Origin of the sequence: Exiguobacterium sp. s59, from assembly GCF_018617475.1 — a bacterium.
Lineage (GTDB): Bacteria > Bacillota > Bacilli > Exiguobacteriales > Exiguobacteriaceae > Exiguobacterium > Exiguobacterium aestuarii.
The window spans coordinates 157,969-179,422 of the sequence record NZ_JACSKG010000006.1; the positions used below are offsets into that span (position 1 = coordinate 157,969).

Below are 21,454 nucleotides of genomic sequence, written 5' to 3' on the forward strand. Positions count from 1 at the left end.
CTTTTTTAATTAGGATGAGGCCCCCCCTATGCTTAAAAAAACGCAAAGCGAGGGCATCGGCAACAAAGCCGACACCCTCGCTGGATGTTCCGTCTTTCTTAGCCGACTTGGAGCGCTCCATACGTAAATATGTATGGCAGTCCGACGGGTATTTCCCGTCAGCCCAGCACAACCCCACGGACATGGTGTTGCACTTCGGCGATCCTGCCTTTTTGTAGTCCTCATCGTTGTCATCCTCCGACTACTTACTCATCAGCATCGCACCTCTACCTCATCGATAGCACGAATATTCATTTAAAGTTACGTCTAAATTATCACAAGTTGACGTCACATATCAATAGTTTTTTTCATCACGAATGATTCGTTTCAAAACAGCAAGTGCTTCTTGGTCATTCGTCTCTACGGCTTTAAAGAAGTCGTTGAAGAAGTGATACAACACGAATCGGTCAGCGTGAGACTTCGTCTGTTCTTTAATTGTAGAGAAGATGAGGCGCCGCAGACGTCGTTTCGTCTGTGTTTCTTCTGGCAGTTCTTCGCATCGGTCCTTGAAAGCACGATATACAGAATTGATCAATTCCTCATGTTCATCATACGACCGATTGTAAGCAACTTGTTCCATCTGTAATATCCCCCCTTTCAAATTTGACCCGATGAAACTTGTCGTAACTATACCAACTTCCAGTCAGGCATTCAATCGTTATCGACCGTTCTTAACAAAAATCATACGTTAGACCGAGTCAAGTGTTGATGAATGAGAAGGTCGTCACGTCGAACAATCCCATATCGGTCAATTTCAAATCTGGAATGACCGGTAAGGCAAGGAATGACATCGTCAAGTACGGATTGAAATGACGGTGTGCCCCGACAACATCGAGCGCATCGTTTAGCTGTTCGAGAATATCTGCCACCTCACGGTAAGGGCGTTTCGTCATCAAACCACCGATTTCAAGCGGGAGCACGGCGAGCACTTCCCCTTCCGATACAGCGACGACCCCACCGCCTACTTTTTCAAGCGTTCTCGCTGCGAGCAACATATCTTCCGGGCTGACCCCAGCGATGACCAAGTTGTGACTGTCATGGGCTACCGTAGCCGCAAGTGCACCTCGTTTCAACCCGAATCCTGTAACGGGAGCAAGCGCCATGTGACCTGTTCCGTGATGACGTTCGATGACAGCAAGCGTTGCGATATCCTGTGCTAAATCTGCGCCTGATGCATCCGGTTGGAACGTGAGACGTTGTCGTTTCGTCAACAAGCTGTTCGGAAGCACTTGAATGACATCCACTTCCTCTTCGCTAGGGGCAAGTCGGAACGAGTCAGCCGTCAATTCAGGTAACTCGAGTTCGCCTTTCATCGGTTTTGGCACTTCAATTCCTTCAGCATCAAATGTCGCATTCCCTGCTTCGGCGACGAGTGTACCGTTGACATACACTTGTTCGATTTTTACCGATTCGACGTCTGACAAGATGACGAAGTTCGCTTTCTTGCCAGGTGCGATGGCACCAATTTCCTTTAACCCGTAGGCTTCTGCGGCGTGTAAACTCGCTATCGCATAGGCCGTCTCTGGTTTGACCCCTTGCTTGATCGCCGTACGAATGTTGTAGTCAATCCCACCTTCCGCGACTAAATCATCCAAATGCTTATCGTCTGTACAGAAGAGGAAGCGATGGGCGTTGCTCTCTGTCACGGCAAGACTGACCTTCTCCACGTTCCGAGCGACAGAACCTTCCCGAATTTGAACGTAGAATCCACGTCGTACCCGTTCAATCGCCTCTTCTGCTGTCGTACATTCATGATCCGTCATGATTCCTGCTGAACGATATACGTTCAATTGATCAGGGTTGAGACCTGAAGCATGTCCATCCACGACTTTGCCCGCTTGTTCCGTCTGTGCGATCTTTTGAAGCATGTCTTCGCTTCCTGCTTCGACCGATGGATAGTCCATGACCTCACCCAATCCATGGACACCGGGATCTCCTAGAAACGGCGCCAAGTCCTCTGCATACAATTTTGCACCTGCATGTTCAAACGGCGTCGCCGGCACACAGCTTGGTAACATCATCCGGACGTCGAGTGGAAGGCCTTTCGCATCCGCTAACATATACTCAATTCCAAGTGCCCCGTTCACGTTCGCAATCTCATGCGGGTCCGCAATGACTGTCGTGACACCGAGTGGCAAGACCGCCTTCGCAAACTCATGTGGCGGGACCATCGACGATTCGATATGGACGTGCGAATCGATGAAGGACGGGGCAAGCGTCCAAGTTGGATCATGATATTCGACCTCTCCATCGTATCCATCCCCAATTGCCACAATATACCCAGCATCGATGGCGACGTCCGTACGAATCGTCTCACGACTGTACACGTCAATCACAGCGACGTCTTTAAAGACGACGGCCGCTTTCTTTTTCTTTGCGGCGATGTCAATCAAATGTTGTTTCTCCATCTCTCGATCTCCTTATTCAACGTATTTTAACTATCTTACCAAGAATATTCTTTTCGTTGCAATTTCTTTTTCAAGTTGTGCGACAATGATAGCATATCGATCTGAAAGGGGTTACAACGATGCAATATAAACTAGGAGAACTGACACCATACGTCGACCCGACGACTTATCTCGCACCAGGAGCACATGTGATTGGAGATGTGACGATTGGGGCGCACTCGGGGGTATGGTTCAATACCGTCATCCGTGGAGATGAAGGTCCGATTCAAATCGGTGCTTATGTGAATATTCAGGACGGTTCGATGATCCATCAATATGAAGGGTCGCCGACAATCATCCATGACCGTGTCTCAATCGGTCACATGGCGATGATTCATGGCTGTGAGATTGAGGAGGATTGCCTCATTGGGATGCACGCTACTGTGCTCGATGGTGCCAAGATTGGGAAAGGATCATTCGTAGCTGCGGGTGCTCTCGTCACACCAAATATGCAAATTCCTGAAGGGGTAATGGTAATGGGCGTCCCCGCAAAAGTTGTTCGTCCATTGAATGACGAGGATCGTTTCATCATGGAGAGAACCGTTAAGAAGTACGCGAAACGCGCCGAACAATATAAACAGACGTGTGTGCCCTTAAGCGAAACGCACAGTTTGTGAAAGCGTTTACAAGATTCATAAAATGTTAACGTTTCTCTCGAATTTTCTACACAGTTCCTTTGTATACTGATGATGTAGCCAAGCTGACGTATTGAAAGGAGCCCACTCTATGTATCCGAACCACGATCAACTCATGTTAGATTTGTACGCTTCATCGATCAACCCAAGTTATGGTCTTCATATCGATGACTCTTTCGATGACACGCTCCATGGTGCACATCGTGAGGTTTGGGAACGCATGCATTTGGATAATAGTAGAGAAGAAGATTCTAAAAATGGAGGAACGGCTGGATGATTCCAACACCTGTAATTCAAGATTGGCTCGCAACTAAATTAAAAAAATAAACGATATATAGATGAAGCGAGCGAAGGTGATCCCCACGCTCGCTTTTTTATTCGAAAATAGTCAGATGTGCATCAATCGGTTGTCGTGCTTTTGGTGTAGGGATATCTTCTGTGTCATATTTCCCTATTTGCAGGAGACCGATAAACGTCTCCCCTTCCGCCCCAATCATTTCCTTCAACCGTGCATCATCGAACAGTCCACCCGTCCGCCAGACCATCCCGATCTCACGTTCACTTAAGAGCAGTTGAACATTTTGAATGAATGTCGCTGTCGCGAGTAATGCATCACGGTTTCCTTTATCCGTTTCAAAATGTTTTGCCGTCACATACATACACGTCGCCGCATTCAAGATTCGCCCCGTCACTTTTTCACGTTGGCCTTCTGACGCTTCCGAGAAGGCCGGTTCGAGCGCATCGAGTAACACCTGTTTCCCGTCCCCGTTGAACACATACACATTCCATGGCTCGACTTTATTATGAAACGGTGCGTGATGTGCCGATTGCAACACCTCATAGAGCACTTTCGTATCGATCGGTTCTTCCTTGAAAATCCGAACCGTCCGTCTTTCCTCAATTAATTGTTGTGCTGCTGTCTTTGTCATGACCGTCACTTCCCCTTCTTTTCTCTCCTCTATCATAATTGAAAAACGTTCTCATTTCAAAATCAAAAAAAGACTACAGATGACTCTGTAGCCTTAAATCGATTGTCCAATAACCTCACATGCCACCAAATCTTCAAACGTTTGGCGACGAACGACAAGGCGATGTGCCCCGTCCTTCACGAAGACAACTGCTGGACGAAGCATCTGGTTATAGTTGCTCGCCATCGAGAAATTGTACGCTCCCGTTGCTTTGACGAGTAACAAATCACCCGGCGTGACCGAAGGAATCAAGGAGCGGTTCGAGATAATATCCCCCGACTCACAGCACGCTCCGACAATTTTCGCCTCGAGCGTCTTCTCTTCATTCATCCGAGTCGCTGCCACGACTTCGTATTCCGCGTCATATAGCGCCGGGCGAATGTTATCCGTCATCCCCCCATCGACGGACACAAACGTGCGTACGCCATTCACTTCTTTGACGGTTCCTACTTCATACAGTGTGGCACCGGCATTGGCAACGAGCCAACGGCCTGGCTCAATCCCGATTTTTGGGAGTGGCAACTCACGAGCCTCTACCTCGTCGATTAACGTTTCCATCACCCGCTCCATCGTCTGTGCGAAGTCGAGACGCTCGTCTTCGTCTAAGTAAGCGACACCGAAGCCACCACCGATGTTCAGCACATCCGTCGTATAGCCCGTCTCCTGACGAATCGTATCCATGAACCGTACCATCGTCTTCACCGTATTGATGAAGAGGGTCGGATCTTGAATTTGAGAGCCGACATGACAGTGAATCCCCTTCAACTGTAAATGTTCCGCTTCTAACGTCGCACGAACCGCATCTAAATACGTATCGTCATGCGTCGGGAAACCGAATTTTGTATCAACCCCACCCGTTTGAATCGCCGCATGAGCACCTCCAACAACTTGAGGCACGATGCGGAGAAGGACATCGACTTCACGATTGTATTCAGCCGCAAGTCCTGACAAGAGGCTGATTTCACGCATGTTGTCGATGGTAAAGTGTGTAATCCCCTGTTCGAGCGCGAACGTGATGTCAAGGATCGTCTTGTTCGACCCGTGGACGTGAATGCGCTCCGCCGGTACACCGGCATGCAGTGCCACGTACATTTCACCCCGTGAGACGACGTCGACACTTAATCCTGCCGCCATCACTTTTTCATACACAGCCGCAATCGATAATGCTTTTGACGCGTACAACGCATATGTGTTCGGATACTTGTCTAGAAACGCGTCTTGAACGATCCCAAGGCGACGCTCTAGTTCTGGCTCACTCATCATATATAAAGGTGTCCCGTACGTCGCTTGAAGTTCACGGACGGACACGCCTTCGATCAAACATTCTGATTGATTGGTGGTGTACATACAATTCCTCCTTCAAAGCGATGTGGGACACGCCACGAACGGGCACAGAGCTGTTCTGAGTTGTTGGCATAGCCAACGCGTGTCACGTCATCGATTTTCGTTTCTATGCCATACAACGTCACACGGTCGCCGATCTGCACATTCTCGTCGACTTTGATGAAGCTATGGCTCATAAAGATGTTGCTGACGAACGGATAGGCTTTCCCGTCAATATGAACAGGCAAGTGACGTCTCGCCCGCATCAATCCATCTCCGTATCCGACCGGAAGTACGGCGATGCGTTCCTTCGTTTCGGCTGTGTATCCCGTCCCATATCCGACATGAGCCCCCGCTTCAATGTCATGGACCGCGACCACTTCCGTCTCCCAATAGAAAGCAGGAACTAACCATTCAACCGGTTCGACCGATGAATAGCCATATAAGAAGATCCCGACACGTACATGTGTGCAATGATGCAGACGCGAATCGTCTTGAAGCGTGGCCGCACTGTTCGCTGCATGGATCAATTCAAACGTATGACGTTCCATCAATCGTGTCGACCAATCAGCAAACCGTTCGACTTGAACGCTGTGCTCGACTTCCGCATTGTCTGCGTCCGCGAGCGGGAAGTGCGTACATAATCCGACGAGGTTCAGTCCTTCATTTTGACAGAAAGCGACGATTTGTAGTGCTTCTTCAAACGTTTTAGCACCGAATCGGTTCATCCCGACATCTAGTTTTAGATGCAGACGAACGCCATCGAGATGCTCTCGCTGTGAGACGAGCCACTCATATGACCCGATGGCGACGTCAAAATCGTGGGCATGCACGTGTTGCCACGTATAGACCGGGTTCATGACGAGGACACGAGCCGATTGCGCATACGTCCGAACCTCGATCGCTTCTTCGATTGTTGTCACCATGAAGTGACGGACCCCTTCATCATACAAAGTCGTCACAACTGGCTCCATCCCTAGGTTATAGGCGTTGTTTTTCACGACTGCAAACACGGGGCGCCCGAGCGCTTCAATCCGACGTTTGTTCTCGCGAATCGCATTCAAGTCAATTGTGACTCCCATCGTTCAAAACTCCTTTACTCTTTAACTGCTGATTTCACGAACGTGACCCAATCGCGGTGTTCCGGAAGTTGTCCTGTCACGGCCTCGCGATAACGTGTCAACATTTCTGTCGCAACCTTCTGGACGCCTCCACCAATCGAGATGTGGTCGACCTCGATGACGCTCGTCACTTCGGCTGCCGTTCCCGTCAAGAAAATCTCATCGGCTACATATAACTCATCGCGCCCGATGTGACGTTCTATGACTTCATAACCTCCATCACGCGCAAGTTGCATGACCGTCTGACGCGTGATGCCATCGAGTACGGAACAATCGAGCGACGGTGTCGTAATCGTCTTCCCTTTGACGAGGAAGATGTTTGCAACACTCGCCTCGCTGACGTTTCCGTTCATATCGAGGGCAATCGCTTCATCAAATCCGTCACGAAGCGCCTCTCCTTTTAGTAACTGTGAGTTCATATAGTTCGATGCTGCTTTCGCTTGCATCGGCATCATTGTCGAAGACACGCGGCGATACGAAGCTACTTTTGCCCGAATCCCAACTGTTTTACTGAAATATTCACCGAGTGGCCAGCACGAGATGGCAACGTGTACCTTCGTTTCTGCTGTCGGCATAAGCGCCTGCCAAGGTGTTCCGAGGAAGACGAACGGGCGGATATAACATGCTTCAAATCCGTTTCGCTCAATCAATTCCATCGTAGCTTGTTCGAGTTCATCTACCGTATAAGGTAGTGTGACGTGGTAGTATGCACACGAGCGAACGAGTCGCTCCAAGTGTTCACGTAAGCGGAAGATGGCTGGGCCTTCCTCCGTGTGATACGCGCGAATCCCTTCAAAGAACCCACTTCCGTAATGAATCGCGTGTGTCATGATACTCGTGTTTGCGTCAGTCGGCTCAATCCAAGCCCCGTCTTTCCACATCCATTGTCCATACTGTTCCATAATGCAACTCTCCCATTCCTCATTGTTTATATTTTCTGTCTATTATACGTTAGAGAGAGCGTAAGTCATCAACAAGTTGCGTTTTTTCAGAAGTTTTTTCATCTTTCTGTTTGATGACGCGTGCCGGCGTACCCGCGACGACAACACCTGGAGGAACATCTTGCGTGACGACACTCCCAGCTGCGACTACCGCATTTTCCCCGACGCGAACCCCTTCCAAGATGACAGCGTTCGCTCCAATCATGACGCCATCTTCGATGATGACCGGATCTTTTGAAGGTGGCTCGAGGACACCTGCGACCACGGCACCCGCTCCGAGGTGGACGTTCTTCCCAAGCGTTCCTCGCGCGCCGATGACGGCATTCATGTCGACCATCGAACCGTCTCCGATGACTGCACCGATATTGACGACAGCACCCATCATGACGACGGCGTTGTTCCCGATTTGTACATGGTCACGAATGAATGAACCTGGCTCGATTCGTGCATTGAGTTGTGTCGTGTCGAGCATTGGAACGGCACTGTTACGACGATCATACTCAAGGTGTGAATCGGTGATGACCGACGCGTTCGCTTCTAAGAAAGCGGCTGCGCGCTCCGCAGTCGTCAAGAACAGCTTCGACTCATCCGTTCCGAACGCTTTCGCTTCCTCGATTTCAAGACCTGCCAATTGGCCGTTGACGTAAAGTTTTACCGGTGTTTCCTTTTTTGCATCTTTAATATATTGTGCGATTTCATAAGCGTTTGTGAGTAACATGAGTAGCCTCCTCGTATAAGTTCGATAGATTATAAAGTCCTGCCGGGCGGTCGATGATCGTCGCTGCCGCGGCAAGTGCCCCGTTTGCAAAGACGCGTTTCGATAACGCGGTATGTTTCAATTCAATCATTTCATCATCTCCGGCGAAGAGCACGGTATGCTCCCCGAAGATCGTACCACCACGAATCGAGTGCATCCCCAACTCTTCGGCACCACGCGCTTCTCGGCGTGACGTTCGTTCGTAAATCGGTGTCACCTCTCGTTTCGCTTCGATGGCACGGGCTAATAGCTCCGCCGTTCCGCTTGGCGCGTCTACTTTCTTCCGATGGTGCGCCTCAATCACCTCGATGTCATAACCGAGTGTGAGCGGGACGAGCTGATCGAGCAACTGCTTCAGCAACGCGATCCCGTACGATGTGTTATAAGACTGAAAAATCGGAATGTCTGTTGATGCTTCTTCAATCTTTGTAAGCTCCTCAGGTGTGAACCCTGTCGTTGCGATGACGAGCGGAATGTTGCGTGACCGCCCGAATGCGAGCAAGTCAGGAAGTAATGCCGGATTTGAAAAATCGATGACAACGTCGACTGGTGCATCTACCTTATCTAATGAGGCCAGATGCTCATCACTTCCCGGTGACACGATTGCCGAGACGTTCACGTCTTGCATGTTGGCGACTTCTTCGACGATTCGTCCCATCGCACCAAATCCGTGAATCAATACATTCATTGTCTCACCTCGTTAAACTGCTCCATCGCCGATAGTAATTTTGCTTCGGCCGTCGCGCTCATCGGGACGAGCGGCAGACGTGGCGCGCCGAAGGCAAAGCCTTTCGCTTGAAGTGCCGCCTTCACCGGAATCGGATTCACTTCTGCGAAGAGTTCGTCGATGACCGGGAGCAGGCGTAGCTGCCATGTACGCGCCGTCTGGAGATCACCTGCTAGAAGTGCTTCTGCCAAGGCGACGGTCGCCCCTGGGTAGACGTTTGACAAGACCGAAACGACACCTTGAGCGCCCCATGCCATATATGGCAAGATTTGATCGTCATTCCCGCAGTAAACGGTGAATCCTTCCGGAAGATGAGCCATCATCTGTGCCATGACCGAGATGTCCCCACTCGCCTCTTTCAAGGCCGTGATGCGCGGATGTTCCGCTAACTCCCCAACCGTTTCAGGTGCTAACGCGACACCTGTCCGTGACGGGACGTTATATAGCATGAGCGGAATCGGTGATGCATCCGCAATCGCTGTAAAGTGAGCGAGAAGCCCGGCTTGTGTTGACTTGTTATAGTACGGGGTGACGACCATCGCCATCTCTGCCCCAAGTTCTGCGGCCCGTTTCGTTTTCTCGATACTGAGAGCCGTGTTATTCGATCCGGTTCCCGCGATGATCACCGCTCGTCCGTTCGCGACCTCCACTGCTCGAACGAGCAATGTCTCGAATTCCTCATTCGTCAGTGTCATGCCTTCGCCGGTCGTTCCACCGATGACGAGTCCACTCACTCCCTCTTGGATTTGGTCTTCAATCAATGCCGTCCATGCCTCTAAGTTTAACTGCCCATCTTCTTGGAATGGGGTCGCTAGTGCTGTCGCAACTCCTGTGAACATGTCATCCCCTCCTTATTTTGTCGCTGTTTGACTGATCATGCATTGTGCGATTTGTACCGCGTTCGCCGCTGCCCCTTTTCGAACGTTGTCCGCGACGCACCATAGGTGGAACGTATTCGGCTGAGAATCATCTCGGCGAATTCGACCGACATACACCTCATCGGTCCCGTTCGCATCAAGCGGTGTCGGATATGATAGGTCGGCCGGACTGTCCATAACCACGACACCAGGCGCATCTGCGAGTACGGCTTTGACTTCTGCGACCGTCGCATCCCGTTCGAGCGTCACCGTGATGGATACCGCATGACTGTTTCGCACCGGTACGCGGACGCACGTAGCCGTCACACCGAGGTTCGGCGCATTCAAAATCTTACGCGTCTCCTCAATCATTTTTTGTTCCTCTTTCGTATAGCCATTCTCTAAAAATACATCGATTTGCGGCAACACGTTATCATAGATCGGATACGGATAATTCGTCGGTTCCTCGCCACGCGCCCCGCGCTCAAGGTCATCAATCCCTTTTTGCCCGGAACCCGATACAGCTTGATAAGACGTATAGGCGACACGTGTCAGTCCATACACTTCCGAAAGCGGTGCGAGCGCGACGACCGATTGAATCGTCGAGCAGTTCGGATTCGCAATGAGCGTCTTCTCTGGGCTGAGCTCGACCCGATTCACTTCCGGCACGATGAGCGGAATTCCTTCTTGCATTCGGAATGCGCTTGAATTGTCGATGACGATGACCCCTTGTTCACTCAAGCGTGGCGCATACTGTTCACTGATGCTCCCACCGGCAGAGAACAAGGCGATATCGATTGGGTCCGCATAAATCGAATCGTTCAGCTCGCGAATCACGACCGGTTGTCCGTTCACCTCAACCGTCTTTCCTGCTGAACGGGCTGAAGCATATAGTCTCAGTTCACTGATTGGAAATTCGTACTCTGTTAATACATCAATCATTTTTTGTCCGACGGCGCCAGTTGCGCCGACGACAGCTACGTTATACATCGTGCTTCCCCCTTATAAGTTGAAGCGAGCCGCAATGGCTGCGACGGCCGCTTCCACGTCTTGTTCTTGAATCGTATAGGAAATGCTGATTTCAGAAGTCGTGACTTGATAGAACGGGATGCCCATCTCGCGGAATGTCGCGAACAGTTCTGATGCGACGCCTGTTGCGTCTCGCATGCCGATTCCGACGACAGAAATTTTTGCATGTTCTGTGTGACGATCGATTTTGATTTGTGGTAAGGTCGCTGTCAATTCTGCGAGCGCCTCTTCCAAAAATGCTTCTTCATCGAGTGGACATGTGAACGAAAGGAACACTTCTCCATCGAACGCCGTCTGCGAAATCATATCAATGTTGACGTGGCGTTCTGATAATCTTTCAAAGATGTCCGCGACTCCGGCTGCCGTGTGCGGGATATGTTTGATTGAGACACTGAGTACGTTTTTGACAACACTCACACTCGTGACTGCTTTCTGTTCCATTGCTTGTGTCGTATCCATGATCCATGTTCCTCCTTCGCTCGAGAGCGTCTTTCCAACAAAAATATTCACGTCATACTTCTTGGCGAGCTCGACGCTTCGCATCTCCATGACTTTGGAGCCGAGTGCACTCATCTCCATCATTTCGTCGTAAGACACCGTGTCTAGACGCTTCGCCGTCGGATGAATTCGCGGGTCTGTCGTATACACCCCAGCCACATCTGTATAAATTTCACAACGTTGACTGAGGACGGCTGCTAGTGCGACTGCTGTCGTATCCGAACCGCCACGCCCGAGTGTCGTGACGTCTCCCGCTTCATTCACACCTTGGAAACCAGCGACGATTAAGACATCGTACTGACGTAACTTCTCGTGCAACACTTCTTTACGAATCGCTTTAATTTTGCTTTTCGTATGGATGCCCATCGTATCAATCCCAGCTTGTTGCCCGGTGAGTGAAATGGCCGGTACGCCTCGCGAGTTCAAGGCGATACTGAGTAAACTGATCGTCTGTTCTTCCCCGACGGCGAGTAGCCGATCGAGTTCACGAATCATCGGGCGCTCCGTGATTTGTTTAGCAAGCGACAGGAGCGAGTCCGTCGTCTTGCCCATCGCCGAAACGACGACGACCAATTTTTCACCGGTCGCCACACGTGTTTGTAAATAGTCCGAAATGGCTTGTATTTGTTCGATTGTGGCAACAGAGCTGCCTCCAAATTTCAGTACGGTTGTCATCAAGTTCCCCACTTTCAAGATGTCCACCAACAGAAAAAGCGGCAGACCGGTAGGAAGCACTCTCCCTACGGTCTGCCGCTTGTACGCGCAGTTGAAAAACGATTAAAAAATCGTTCCGTAGATAGCGCTCCATGGTAGTTGACCATGGCAGTGTAGGCGTTATTCACGACTACCCCAGCCTCCGTTCACACGCACGTGAACGTTGACTTCGGCGAATTTCCCCTTTCGGCTCGATCCGGAGTGCGTCCGTTTCAATCAAGCTTACTCATGTCATTCGCAACCTCTATCTGTCAGTTGTTAGTATTAGTTATAACAAATCGAAATCTTCTTGCCAACCTTTTTTTAGAAAAATGGGATATTTCAAAAAAGGATTACCACGTTTTCCGCATCATTCGGTGTGGGATATTCGCATCTAAAAACTCATCTCCGAACGCCTCGTACCCGAGTTTTTCGTAAAATGGGAGCGCCGTTAGTTGTGCGCCTAAGCGCAACTCACCTAATCCTTGATGTTTTGCGACACGTTCGACTTCATTCATAATTTCTTTTCCATATCCATGACCTCGAGCCGCCTGAATCGTCGCCACTCGCTCCACTTTCCCGACCGTCGCATCCACGGGGCGAAGGCGTGCTGTCGTCACCGGTTGAGCGTCAATGAGACCAACAACATGCGTACAGACATCGTCTAAGTCATCGTATTCGAGACTAGCATCGATTCCTTGTTCCTGAATGAATACGACTTCTCGCACGTATCTGGCCTGGTCAATCAACTGTGCTTCTTTTCCCGATTGAATGGTCAACATGGTAAAACCCCCTCTTGCAATCGTCTCACTATTTCTTCCATCCCCCGTTCTAGTTCCGATACGGAAGTGAATCGAGCTTGTGCTTGTTTATGGTTTCCACCACCGCGACCGATCTGCATCTCTTGAAGTGCCGCTCGGAGGAACGTCCCTACCGCGATATCGTGAGTCCCATCATGCATGACAAATAATTTTTGCGCACTGTAGTTGGCCCCGACCGCAATGCGTCCTGTCGCGGCAATCCGTTCAATAATTGCGGTCGTCAATGTTTCGGCCTCGGTCCGTCCCACATGTAACGCTACATAATTATCTTCTTGTAAGACTGCCTTTACTTTCGCTTTCGCAATCCGTTCCTCGAGTGTTTTGATTTCTTTTTCACGTTCTAGTCGAATCGTATGCTCTTCAATCACACGTGCCGCCACCGTTTCATTCGTAGTCGAGAATGTGTGGTGAATCGTCCGGAGCGCTTCACGTGCTCGTTGCGTCGCCTTTAACGCACGATTTCCGGCAACATACGTCAAGCGGATGTTGCCTCTCACTTTTTTGAGCGAGGTGACTTGAATCATGCCAAGTTGTCCTGTCATTTCAACGTGTGTGCCGCCACACGCATTGTAATCAATCCCTTCGATTTCGACGATTCGAATCATTCCTGTTCGATCGGTCGCTTTCCGCAAGCGTGTCCGATCGACTTTTTCGTCCGGGATTTCATAGACATGAACCGGATGATTGTCAAAGATGAGTTGCTGGATCTCTTGCTCGAGTACTTCAATTTGCGTCCAGTCCATCGCTGCCGTCTCAATCTCAATAGATGAATCCTCTTCCCCGATTCCAAAGCTGAGCGTACGAATCCCATGTCGGTCTTCTAATATCGCTGTTAACAAGTGTTGGGCAGTATGCTGGATGGAATGGTCTCTTCTCACGTCCTCATCGATTCGAACCGCTACAGGTGTACCCGTAGATAATCCTTCTGACAAGAGGTGCCACACTTCACCATCTTTAATTTGCACATCCAATACATTATGCGAACCGATTGATCCACGGTCAGCCGGTTGACCGCCGCCTTCCGCATAAAAAGGACTATTCTCGAGCGTATGCCAATGCCCTTTATTGTCCTGTTTTACTGAGGTCACGATTGTATTTACTGTATGTTGATCCATCTTGTCCTCCACCTTCTCTCTATAAATCTGTTCAGACAACTAGTCTTATTTCGTCTATAATGAAACATACATCTTCTCAGTCAGGAGCGAAATGATATGTTAGAAATCGATAAACAATCTCCGTTACCTATTTATTATCAAATTGAAGCGTACTTAAAGCAACAAATTGATGACGGATTGTTAAAACCAGGAGACACCTTACCCTCAGAGCGAGAATTTTCCGAACAATTTCATGTGAGTCGTATGACGATTCGTCAAGCCATCATGAACCTCGTCAACGCTGGTTATTTGAGTCGGCAAAAAGGCCGGGGCACATTCGTTGCGAGTCAAAAGATTGCGATGACATTGTCCGGATTGACGAGTTTCTCTGAAGAAATCAAACATCGAGGTATGCGACCGCTCAGTCGTCTTTTGTCCTACGAGGTCATCCCGGCAACGGATCGAATCGCCCAGCAACTGAGTATCCCGAATCAAACGCCGGTATACGAAATGAAGCGACTCCGACTTGCAGATGATCATCCTCTCGCGCTCGAGACCGCCTACATTCCTGTCCGTTTATTGCCTGACCTGACGAAAGAAGACGCAACCGGTTCCATTTATGCGTACGCCGAACAGCACGGTTTACGTTTGAAAAATGCAACACAGACACTTGAAGCCCGTAGCGCCGGTCCCGAGGAAGCAAAACTGCTAACCATTTCTCCAAACGCACCGGTATTGCTGATCGATCAACGTACCTATCTCGAGAACGGTGACATGTTCGAGTATAGTCGTTCACTCTTCCGCGGAGACTCCTACTCCTTGACCGTCGCGATGGATCGCATATAAAAAAAGTTTGCCCCGAGAGAGGCAAACTTTTTTTATTGTGCTTCGTACGTTATTCCGTTCGGGTCTAACGTGTAAGACTCCAACTCCGTGTCCGTCATCGGCTCCACAGGATTGCCTGCGTCCGCTTGTTGTACACGATAGCGTACTTCTTCAAGAAGCGGTTCATTCAAGAAATAGTAGAAGTGGCCGTCATCTGCGCGGGCACCTTCACCTGTCAATTGATATTGCACCGTATTGTGCAACGCACCGACATCTTCAATCAAGCGCATATAATCATTCGGTCCGAGCGTCGTCTGCATGTTGTCACCGACGGCTTTCAAGACTTTATCGTAGTTATTGATCAGTGACGTGCCAAGTGATTGTTCGAGTACGGCGTTGATGACTTCCATTTGGCGTTGTCCACGGCCGATGTCACCACGTGGGTCGTCATATCGGTTTCGGACGTAGGCGAGTGCCTCTTCACCAGAAAGTTGCTGAAGTCCCTCTTCGATTTGAACGGTCTCACGCGAGGCGTCATAACTGTTTTGTTGTGATGAGAACGGTACGTCAATCTCAACACCACCTACCGCATCGATGAAATCAACAAACCCTTGGAAGTTGAGCGAGACGACATGGTCGATTTCAACGCCGACCAAGTCTTCGATTGTGTTCGTTGCCATGCGCATCCCGTTGTTCGGATTCGATTCATCCATCGAACCAAAGTAATAGGCGTGCGTAATCTTATCTTGATCAAGACCCGTCTTTCCATAAGGGATGTTGTATCCCGTGTAATCGATATTCACGTACGAATCACGTGGGATACTGAGCATCGTCGTCTGTTTTTCTTTCTTGTTCAAAATGACGACAATCATGACATCCGAGCGTCCATACTCTCCACGCGCTTTCTTTTGTGGAGAAAGGTCAGTCCCTAAAATCAAAAACGACTCTGTGTCTTCTTTATCAAAACGAGTCGGTTCGACTGTTGGGTCGTCCTCTAATGTGACCTGGGTACCGGACAACATGTTGTGGGCTTTATAAAATGCGGTACCGTAAATGCTAGACCCAGCAATAATCGCAATCAGCACGAGGGCACTAAATACCTTATAAAACGCAGACGGACCTTTGCGCTGTCTACGAGTATGTGTTCTAGAATTCATAATGGTCTCCTTCGAGTCAAAGTAATAAGCTTCACTCATTATAGAGGAAAGTGTGAAATTTGTCGAAAACGTTTTGATGACAAATTCATTTCTTTACATTTTCCCACAGTTGAAAACAGAAAAACCTGCGGAGATGTCTCCGCAGGTTAGTTAAGCCCGAATCGTGAAGAATCGTGTTGCCGCTTCTTGCCCTCGAGCTTGAAGGGCCTCTGCACAGCGCGATGCCGCCGCTTCATCGAGTACGACCGTTACACCAGGATGTGCTTGCAGAATCGTCGCCGGCCAGTCGACCGTCGGTACGCTTTCAATCATATGTTGTACAGCTTCCGCCTTCCGCTCGCCTGTCGCTACGAGAACAATCTCCCGCGCATTCATGATTGTATCGAGTCCCATCGTGATGGCGTGGGTCGGTACATCTTCAAGCCGATCAAAAAAGCGACGGTTTGCCTCCCGTGTTGATTCGGTGAGTTCAGTCACATGCGTCTTCGCGTCAAGCGCTGTACCCGGTTCATTAAATGCGATGTGTCCATTTTCCCCGATTCCAAGGAGTTGCAAGTCGACACCAAGTGTTCGGACGAGTGCTTCATACCGTTTCGCTTCCGCTTCGGGATCTGGCGCATCGCCTTGAGGAAGATGGCTTTGCTTGAATGGTACTTCGTCAAACAGTCGGTCTTTCATAAAGCGGTTGTAGCTTTGGGGATGCTCGGGTGACAGTCCGATATACTCATCCAGATTGACGCTCGTCACATGGCTACAATCGAGCGCGTCTTGTTTAAACATTTGATACATTCCGACTGGCGTGCTACCTGTGGCGAGACCGAGTACGAAGTCATGCTTCCCTGAAATCCGTTCTTTGATGAGCAAATATGCGATTCGTTCCGCGTCGTTCGCTGATTTGGCGACTAATACGTTCATCTTTGATCCTCCCGTTCATATGCGATGTTTCCTTTGACGATTGTCATCTGAACATGTGCTGTGTCATCCCAGACGACAAGGTCCGCATCAAACCCCGATTTGATGTCTCCTTTTGTCGTTAACCCGAATTCTTTTGCCGCATTCGTCGCAGTCATCTTGACCGCCTCTTCCACCGTACATCCGGTATACGCTTGAATGTTTCGGAATGCTGCATCCATCGTCAACACACTCCCTGCGAGATTGCCGGCTTCAAGGCGGGCAGCGCCGCCTTCTACGATGACCGGTTGTCCTCCCAATTCATACTGTCCGTCAGGCAAACCTTTCGCTCGCATCGCATCCGTGATGACGACGAGTTCATCTGCTCCTTTTAGACGGTAAGCAAAATCAACCATTTCCGGGCGGCTATGAATCCCGTCTGGAATGATTTCGGCCATGACACCTTTCTCTAACAGACAATATCCGACCGTTCCCGGTTCCCGATGATGCAAGCCTCGCATTTGGTTATATAAGTGTGTTCCATGTTTAACGCCCGCCTGTTTATTCTCTTCGAACGTCGCACTCGTATGTCCCGCAGAACCGATTGCGCCTGATTCGCGAAGCGCTTCTTCAAATTCACGGGCTCCTGGTCGTTCCGGTGCGTACGTGACGAGTCGAATATGGCCTCCAGCAAGCTGTTGCCATTTTCGAAACTGTTCCGCATCTGGGTCGATGATATATTCCACCGGTTGCGCCCCCGCCATCTCTACGTTAACGAATGGCCCTTCCAAATGAATTCCGGCGATGGTCGTATCTTCTGTTACCATGACGTTTCGAACGGCTATCAACGCTTGTTCAATCGCCTCTTTCGATTGAGTGATTGTTGTCGCAAAGAATGACGTGACGCCTTCTTGTAGCATGTCTTCACTCAATTGACGAAGCCGTGACTCGTCCGCGTCCATCGTATCGACTTCATATCCCCCGTGAATATGGATATCGATGAGACCAGGTGTGACGAGCGCACCCGAGACATCAATCACGTTCTCATCTCGTTGCACAAACTGTTCCATCGATCCGATTTCGTCAATCGATTGGCCACTCCACCTGATATACCCTCGCTCCCATGTTTGTTCTGCTGACACGATATGAGCATTGATCAATGTCCCCACCGGTTCACACTCCTTTTTGTTTTCCTCCATGTTATCATACTGGATAAAAGTATAGTTGTATAGACCAATTTATAATAAATAAAAGATTGTTCACAATTGCGAACAACCTTTACGTCCTTATGTCGATTGGAGCGTCCCGTAGCGCCGGACAATCCATACGAGTCGGAGGAATAATAAGACCGCTCCGGCGGCCAGCCCGGCAATCAATCCAATCCAATAACCGTCTGGTCCGAATCCAGCGTGTTCCGCCAATACATAACCGAGAGGTAAACCGATGACCCAATAGGCGACAAGAGAAAGGACCAACGTTATGTTGACGTCTTTGAACCCTCGTAAAATCCCTTGAATCGGTGCGGCGACAGCATCTGATAACTGGAAGAACACGGCGAAAATCATAAAGTGAGCTGCGAGGTCCACGACCGTCGGATCATTCGTATAAATGGCAGCGACCCGCTCATTTTGCCAAAACAACAATGCACCAGAAAAGATGGAGACAGCGAGACAAAGCGAGATCCCAATCTTCGCATATCGAACGGCATCTTGCAGCCGTCTCGCGCCGAGTTCGTATCCAACGACAATCGTTAGTGCGCTCGATGCCGAAAGCGGGAGCATATATACGAACGAGGCGAAATTAATGGCTGCTTGGTGTGCCGCGACGATTTGGTCCCCGTATGAGCTAAGCAGTAGCGTGACCGCCGCAAAGATACTAACCTCCGCAAAAATGGCAAGCCCAATTGGCGTCCCGAGTTGCAACAACTCTTTTTGTCTGAGCCAGATGATGCGCTCAGTCGTCCGTAAAAACTTATATTCACGGAATGGTTTTCCGTTTCTGACGAAAAAGAAAGCCATGAAAAAGAGCAACCAATAGGTGATGCTCGAGGCAATTCCTGCCCCGACGCCGCCATACGCTGGAACACCGAGTTTTCCAAAGATGAAGATGTAATTTAATCCGACATTAATGGGTAACCCTAATAGTATGAGGATCATCGAGACCCTCGTCTTGCCGAGCGCATCCATGAGTGTGCGAAGCACGTTGAACAAAAACATCGGTAAGACGCCGAAACCAAGTGCAAGTAAGTATTGGGTCGCGATTCGCTTCCCTTCCGTACTGAGTCCCATTCCCTCGATTGCAATCGGCACGAGGAAAGACCCTAATGTCAGCGTAACAATACTCAGTATGACGGCTAAGTAGATACCTTGAAATAGCGTGCGTTGAATCTGTTGACGATCCCGTGCGCCAAGCGCTTGCGATACAATCGGAGCCACCGCCAGCAAGATTCCGCTAAGTCCGGTATACACCGGCATCCATAAGCTTGATCCGACACCGACGCCTGCCAGATCGACCGCACCCGCGCGTCCGGACATGACGGTATCGAAAAAGCTAATCAAATAAAAAGACACTTGCGTGACTAGGATTGGGAAGAAAATCGTAAAGAATAGTTTTATTTTTTCGTTTAATGAATGTGTTTGGTACATGGACAACCCTCATCTCTTTTTCAGAAAGGAAACAATATCATGAATCAACGGCATGCAGAAAAACTTAAATTTGAGCTGTTAGAAACGTGGAACACGTTCAATCACTACGTGACCGAAGCTCTCACGTTCAACAATTCCGAGGATATTCACCGCGCCCGCGTTCATTTACGAAAGCTGATCACGTTCATGCAAATCTTTGAGACGAAGCCTGCGACGTTCCGGCAACTCAAACAATTGATGGAAGCACTCGGTCATGTGCGTGACCTCGACGTACTCGTCGAACAGTTTGATGCCGAAACGAATCTCGATGAAGCGTTTCTTCAAGCGATGGAAAAGCAACGTGCCATCGAACGAACGATTCTCTCAACTCGAGTCAGTGAAAAGATGACCCCTTCGCTCGATCAACAAATCCGCCGTTTCATCGGAGGACCTTTATTTCGTGCGTTTAAAAAAACGAACGCCTCTCCGATGTTAGAAAAGGCGAAAAGCGAGCGCAAACAGCGTATTCGCATCTATCATGAACAAACCAATGGGAAAGATCAAATCGAAGCGCTCCATAAAGTCCGCTTGGCCGTGAAACGTGAGCGATACTTACATGAATACTTGTTAAACTACGAGTCGGACGCGTCCATGGACACCGTCCGTACGTTAAAAAAGATGCAAACCGAACTCGGTGAGATGAACGACCATGACCAACTGTTGAAGCGTTGGCGTTCGTTCACACCGCCTGTCGACCTACAGTCTGCGTATGATACAAAAATCAAAACGTTGCAGCACGAACTGGATACATCCGTTGAACATCTAACCATTTAGCGCGATGTATACCGTTCAATCAACAGTTCGAGCAACTTCATCCCCGCAATCGAGTTCCCTTTTGAATCGAGCGCTGGACCGAAGATGCCAAACCCGACGTTACTCAAATCTAGTTCGTGGTTCCCAACCGCTAAAATGGCGCCGGACACTCCACTCTTACCTGGAAGACCGACACGGACGGCAAACTCCCCCGAAGCATCGTACATGCCACATGTCGTCATGATGGCTTTGACGATCCGAACAACACGACGCGGAATCAATTCTTCCCCTGTATCCGGGTCCTCCCCGTTCCCAGCGAAGACACGTCCGATTCGTGCCAAGTCAAAGCAGTCGATTTCAATGGCACACTGTTTCGTATACACATCAATAATTTCATCGACGTCTCCCTCTACAATCCCATGATGACGCATAAAATAGAGGAGTGCGCGATTCAAGTCGGTCGTCTCGTATTCAGAGCGGGCGACTTTTTCATCGTACGTAATTTCCTCCACCGGTCGATTTAACAACGTCGCTAAAAATTGACGGAACTGATAAATCTTTAACTCAGCCGTCTCCCCTAAAATCATACTCGTCACTGCTAACGCCCCCGCATTGATCATCGGATTCAGCGGTTTTGACGGGACCGTCTCCTCGAGTTTCGCAATCGAGTTGAACGCATCGCCCGTCGGTTCCATCCCTACTTTTGAAAACACATAGTCTTCCCCAAACTCCATCAGCACATAGCAAAGCGTCAGCGCCTTCGATACACTTTGAATCGTGAACTTATGATGAACGTCCCCAGCGTGAATATACGTACCGTCTGGCAAACAAATCGCCACCCCGAGTAAATCATTTTTCACATGCGCCAGTTCCGGGATATAGTCCGCTACTTTCCCTTGAGCTGTGTACGGACGACACTCATCAATCAAGTGGTTCAACTGTTGTTCGAGTACATTCATTCGATCACCTCATGTTCCATCAAATTTCAACCGGGTCATCTTATCATATTATCCGTCTGGCGGTCCATCTTCTTTATACCAGTCCTCATCCGCCCAAATCATCGATGGACTTTCCTCGTCCCCGACCAATTTTTCCCCATGTCGATTCATCGTCACAATAAATCCAATCACACCTGACACAATGACAGTCGCGACAATGATGAAGGCGATCATCTCATCGTCCCCTTTCGAATTC

23 protein-coding genes and 2 riboswitches are annotated in these 21,454 nt (G+C 49.5%); of the genes, 4 read left to right on the top strand and 19 right to left on the bottom strand.

Annotation, left to right across the window (positions count from 1 at the left end; genetic code table 11):
- Positions 1-102: 102 nt before the first annotated feature.
- Positions 103-277: riboswitch (Lysine riboswitch) on the bottom strand.
- A 57-nt stretch (positions 278-334) separates the two neighbouring features.
- Complete coding sequence (locus KNO91_RS12940; protein ID WP_015880753.1) at positions 335-619, bottom strand: hypothetical protein; 285 nt, start codon at positions 617-619, stop codon at positions 335-337.
- A gap of 118 nt (positions 620-737) precedes the next feature.
- The gene (gene ade, locus KNO91_RS12945; protein WP_214796284.1) at positions 738-2,447 is read right to left on the bottom strand and encodes an adenine deaminase; all 1,710 of its coding nucleotides are present in this window, start codon (positions 2,445-2,447) and stop codon (positions 738-740) included.
- Between the two features lie 119 nt (positions 2,448-2,566).
- On the opposite strand from ade, the gene KNO91_RS12950 reads away from it, so the two are divergent.
- Both KNO91_RS12950 and KNO91_RS12955 read left to right on the top strand, forming a co-directional pair.
- Positions 2,567-3,103 carry a gamma carbonic anhydrase family protein gene (locus tag KNO91_RS12950; RefSeq protein WP_214818299.1) on the top strand — a complete coding sequence of 179 codons (537 nt, stop codon included), beginning with the start codon at positions 2,567-2,569 and terminating at the stop codon, positions 3,101-3,103.
- A gap of 109 nt (positions 3,104-3,212) precedes the next feature.
- Positions 3,213-3,398 (top strand): hypothetical protein, encoded by a 186-nt coding sequence (locus KNO91_RS12955; protein WP_214696806.1) that lies wholly within the window; start codon positions 3,213-3,215, stop codon positions 3,396-3,398.
- 97 nt (positions 3,399-3,495) lie between these two features.
- Here KNO91_RS12955 and KNO91_RS12960 read toward each other — a convergent pair whose 3' ends face one another.
- From KNO91_RS12960 to KNO91_RS13010, 11 genes are all read right to left on the bottom strand, one after another.
- Positions 3,496-4,050, bottom strand: a complete 555-nt coding sequence (locus KNO91_RS12960; RefSeq protein WP_251126652.1) for a nitroreductase family protein — start codon at positions 4,048-4,050, stop codon at positions 3,496-3,498.
- Positions 4,051-4,143: 93 nt separating this feature from the next.
- A complete protein-coding gene (gene lysA, locus KNO91_RS12965; protein WP_214818305.1) occupies positions 4,144-5,436 on the bottom strand; it encodes a diaminopimelate decarboxylase in 1,293 nt (430 codons plus the stop codon).
- The gene (gene alr, locus KNO91_RS12970; RefSeq protein ID WP_214796277.1) at positions 5,406-6,494 is read right to left on the bottom strand and encodes an alanine racemase; all 1,089 of its coding nucleotides are present in this window, start codon (positions 6,492-6,494) and stop codon (positions 5,406-5,408) included. The genes lysA and alr overlap by 31 nt, the downstream gene beginning before the upstream one ends.
- 14 nt (positions 6,495-6,508) lie before the next feature.
- Positions 6,509-7,435, bottom strand: coding sequence for a branched-chain amino acid transaminase (locus KNO91_RS12975; protein WP_214818306.1), 927 nt, complete (start codon positions 7,433-7,435; stop codon positions 6,509-6,511).
- Positions 7,436-7,484: 49 nt separating this feature from the next.
- Entirely contained in the window at positions 7,485-8,192 is a 708-nt protein-coding gene (gene dapD, locus KNO91_RS12980) for a 2,3,4,5-tetrahydropyridine-2,6-dicarboxylate N-acetyltransferase (protein ID WP_074032983.1), read from the bottom strand.
- Complete coding sequence (gene dapB, locus KNO91_RS12985) at positions 8,170-8,919, bottom strand: 4-hydroxy-tetrahydrodipicolinate reductase (protein ID WP_214818308.1); 750 nt, start codon at positions 8,917-8,919, stop codon at positions 8,170-8,172. Before dapB ends, dapD begins: the two co-directional genes overlap by 23 nt.
- Positions 8,916-9,797 (bottom strand): 4-hydroxy-tetrahydrodipicolinate synthase, encoded by an 882-nt coding sequence (gene dapA, locus KNO91_RS12990; protein ID WP_214790738.1) that lies wholly within the window; start codon positions 9,795-9,797, stop codon positions 8,916-8,918. Before dapA ends, dapB begins: the two co-directional genes overlap by 4 nt.
- A gap of 12 nt (positions 9,798-9,809) precedes the next feature.
- Positions 9,810-10,805, bottom strand: a complete 996-nt coding sequence (locus KNO91_RS12995; protein WP_214790745.1) for an aspartate-semialdehyde dehydrogenase — start codon at positions 10,803-10,805, stop codon at positions 9,810-9,812.
- Positions 10,806-10,817: 12 nt separating this feature from the next.
- The gene (locus KNO91_RS13000; protein ID WP_371743064.1) at positions 10,818-12,017 is read right to left on the bottom strand and encodes an aspartate kinase; all 1,200 of its coding nucleotides are present in this window, start codon (positions 12,015-12,017) and stop codon (positions 10,818-10,820) included.
- 114 nt (positions 12,018-12,131) lie between these two features.
- Positions 12,132-12,311, bottom strand: a riboswitch (Lysine riboswitch).
- 77 nt (positions 12,312-12,388) lie between these two features.
- Complete coding sequence (locus KNO91_RS13005; protein WP_214796273.1) at positions 12,389-12,817, bottom strand: GNAT family N-acetyltransferase; 429 nt, start codon at positions 12,815-12,817, stop codon at positions 12,389-12,391.
- The gene (locus KNO91_RS13010) at positions 12,811-13,971 is read right to left on the bottom strand and encodes an alanyl-tRNA editing protein (RefSeq protein ID WP_214818310.1); all 1,161 of its coding nucleotides are present in this window, start codon (positions 13,969-13,971) and stop codon (positions 12,811-12,813) included. Before KNO91_RS13010 ends, KNO91_RS13005 begins: the two co-directional genes overlap by 7 nt.
- 96 nt (positions 13,972-14,067) lie before the next feature.
- Between KNO91_RS13010 and KNO91_RS13015 the strand changes: the two genes are divergently transcribed.
- A complete protein-coding gene (locus KNO91_RS13015) occupies positions 14,068-14,796 on the top strand; it encodes a GntR family transcriptional regulator (protein WP_074032977.1) in 729 nt (242 codons plus the stop codon).
- A gap of 32 nt (positions 14,797-14,828) precedes the next feature.
- Here KNO91_RS13015 and KNO91_RS13020 read toward each other — a convergent pair whose 3' ends face one another.
- The 4 genes from KNO91_RS13020 to KNO91_RS13035 form a co-directional block, all read right to left on the bottom strand.
- Positions 14,829-15,932 (bottom strand): LCP family protein, encoded by a 1,104-nt coding sequence (locus KNO91_RS13020; RefSeq protein WP_214796268.1) that lies wholly within the window; start codon positions 15,930-15,932, stop codon positions 14,829-14,831.
- 150 nt (positions 15,933-16,082) lie between these two features.
- Complete coding sequence (gene nagB, locus KNO91_RS13025; RefSeq protein WP_214796266.1) at positions 16,083-16,847, bottom strand: glucosamine-6-phosphate deaminase; 765 nt, start codon at positions 16,845-16,847, stop codon at positions 16,083-16,085.
- Positions 16,844-17,992, bottom strand: coding sequence for an N-acetylglucosamine-6-phosphate deacetylase (gene nagA, locus KNO91_RS13030; protein ID WP_371816669.1), 1,149 nt, complete (start codon positions 17,990-17,992; stop codon positions 16,844-16,846). Before nagA ends, nagB begins: the two co-directional genes overlap by 4 nt.
- A 117-nt stretch (positions 17,993-18,109) precedes the next feature.
- Positions 18,110-19,468: an MATE family efflux transporter gene (locus KNO91_RS13035; RefSeq protein WP_214796262.1), complete on the bottom strand. Its 1,359-nt coding sequence runs from the start codon at positions 19,466-19,468 to the stop codon at positions 18,110-18,112.
- Between the two features lie 39 nt (positions 19,469-19,507).
- Between KNO91_RS13035 and KNO91_RS13040 the strand changes: the two genes are divergently transcribed.
- Entirely contained in the window at positions 19,508-20,281 is a 774-nt protein-coding gene (locus KNO91_RS13040; protein WP_214796260.1) for a CHAD domain-containing protein, read from the top strand.
- Here KNO91_RS13040 and glsA read toward each other — a convergent pair.
- Both glsA and KNO91_RS13050 read right to left on the bottom strand, forming a co-directional pair.
- Positions 20,278-21,219 carry a glutaminase A gene (glsA, locus tag KNO91_RS13045; RefSeq protein WP_214790767.1) on the bottom strand — a complete coding sequence of 314 codons (942 nt, stop codon included), beginning with the start codon at positions 21,217-21,219 and terminating at the stop codon, positions 20,278-20,280. The genes KNO91_RS13040 and glsA overlap by 4 nt on opposite strands.
- Positions 21,220-21,267: 48 nt before the next feature.
- On the bottom strand, positions 21,268-21,432 hold the full coding sequence (locus KNO91_RS13050; RefSeq protein ID WP_214790769.1) for a hypothetical protein: 165 nt from the start codon (positions 21,430-21,432) through the stop codon (positions 21,268-21,270).
- Positions 21,433-21,454 lie beyond the last annotated feature (22 nt).

Excerpts from the sequence above, each read along its gene's own strand:
- KNO91_RS12940 (WP_015880753.1), bottom strand. The coding sequence starts at position 619 with ATGGAACAAGTTGCTTACAATCGGTCGTATGATGAACATGAGGAATTG.
- ade (WP_214796284.1), bottom strand. The coding sequence starts at position 2,447 with ATGGAGAAACAACATTTGATTGACATCGCCGCAAAGAAAAAGAAAGCG.
- KNO91_RS12950 (WP_214818299.1), top strand. The coding sequence starts at position 2,567 with ATGCAATATAAACTAGGAGAACTGACACCATACGTCGACCCGACGACT.
- KNO91_RS12955 (WP_214696806.1), top strand. The coding sequence starts at position 3,213 with ATGTATCCGAACCACGATCAACTCATGTTAGATTTGTACGCTTCATCG.
- KNO91_RS12960 (WP_251126652.1), bottom strand. The coding sequence starts at position 4,050 with ATGACAAAGACAGCAGCACAACAATTAATTGAGGAAAGACGGACGGTT.
- lysA (WP_214818305.1), bottom strand. The coding sequence starts at position 5,436 with ATGTACACCACCAATCAATCAGAATGTTTGATCGAAGGCGTGTCCGTC.
- alr (WP_214796277.1), bottom strand. The coding sequence starts at position 6,494 with ATGGGAGTCACAATTGACTTGAATGCGATTCGCGAGAACAAACGTCGG.
- KNO91_RS12975 (WP_214818306.1), bottom strand. The coding sequence starts at position 7,435 with ATGGAACAGTATGGACAATGGATGTGGAAAGACGGGGCTTGGATTGAG.
- dapD (WP_074032983.1), bottom strand. The coding sequence starts at position 8,192 with ATGTTACTCACAAACGCTTATGAAATCGCACAATATATTAAAGATGCA.
- dapB (WP_214818308.1), bottom strand. The coding sequence starts at position 8,919 with ATGAATGTATTGATTCACGGATTTGGTGCGATGGGACGAATCGTCGAA.
- dapA (WP_214790738.1), bottom strand. The coding sequence starts at position 9,797 with ATGTTCACAGGAGTTGCGACAGCACTAGCGACCCCATTCCAAGAAGAT.
- KNO91_RS12995 (WP_214790745.1), bottom strand. The coding sequence starts at position 10,805 with ATGTATAACGTAGCTGTCGTCGGCGCAACTGGCGCCGTCGGACAAAAA.
- KNO91_RS13000 (WP_371743064.1), bottom strand. The coding sequence starts at position 12,017 with ATGACAACCGTACTGAAATTTGGAGGCAGCTCTGTTGCCACAATCGAA.
- KNO91_RS13005 (WP_214796273.1), bottom strand. The coding sequence starts at position 12,817 with ATGTTGACCATTCAATCGGGAAAAGAAGCACAGTTGATTGACCAGGCC.
- KNO91_RS13010 (WP_214818310.1), bottom strand. The coding sequence starts at position 13,971 with ATGGATCAACATACAGTAAATACAATCGTGACCTCAGTAAAACAGGAC.
- KNO91_RS13015 (WP_074032977.1), top strand. The coding sequence starts at position 14,068 with ATGTTAGAAATCGATAAACAATCTCCGTTACCTATTTATTATCAAATT.
- KNO91_RS13020 (WP_214796268.1), bottom strand. The coding sequence starts at position 15,932 with ATGAATTCTAGAACACATACTCGTAGACAGCGCAAAGGTCCGTCTGCG.
- nagB (WP_214796266.1), bottom strand. The coding sequence starts at position 16,847 with ATGAACGTATTAGTCGCCAAATCAGCGAACGACGCGGAACGAATCGCA.
- KNO91_RS13035 (WP_214796262.1), bottom strand. The coding sequence starts at position 19,468 with ATGTACCAAACACATTCATTAAACGAAAAAATAAAACTATTCTTTACG.
- KNO91_RS13040 (WP_214796260.1), top strand. The coding sequence starts at position 19,508 with ATGAATCAACGGCATGCAGAAAAACTTAAATTTGAGCTGTTAGAAACG.
- glsA (WP_214790767.1), bottom strand. The coding sequence starts at position 21,219 with ATGAATGTACTCGAACAACAGTTGAACCACTTGATTGATGAGTGTCGT.
- KNO91_RS13050 (WP_214790769.1), bottom strand. The coding sequence starts at position 21,432 with ATGATCGCCTTCATCATTGTCGCGACTGTCATTGTGTCAGGTGTGATT.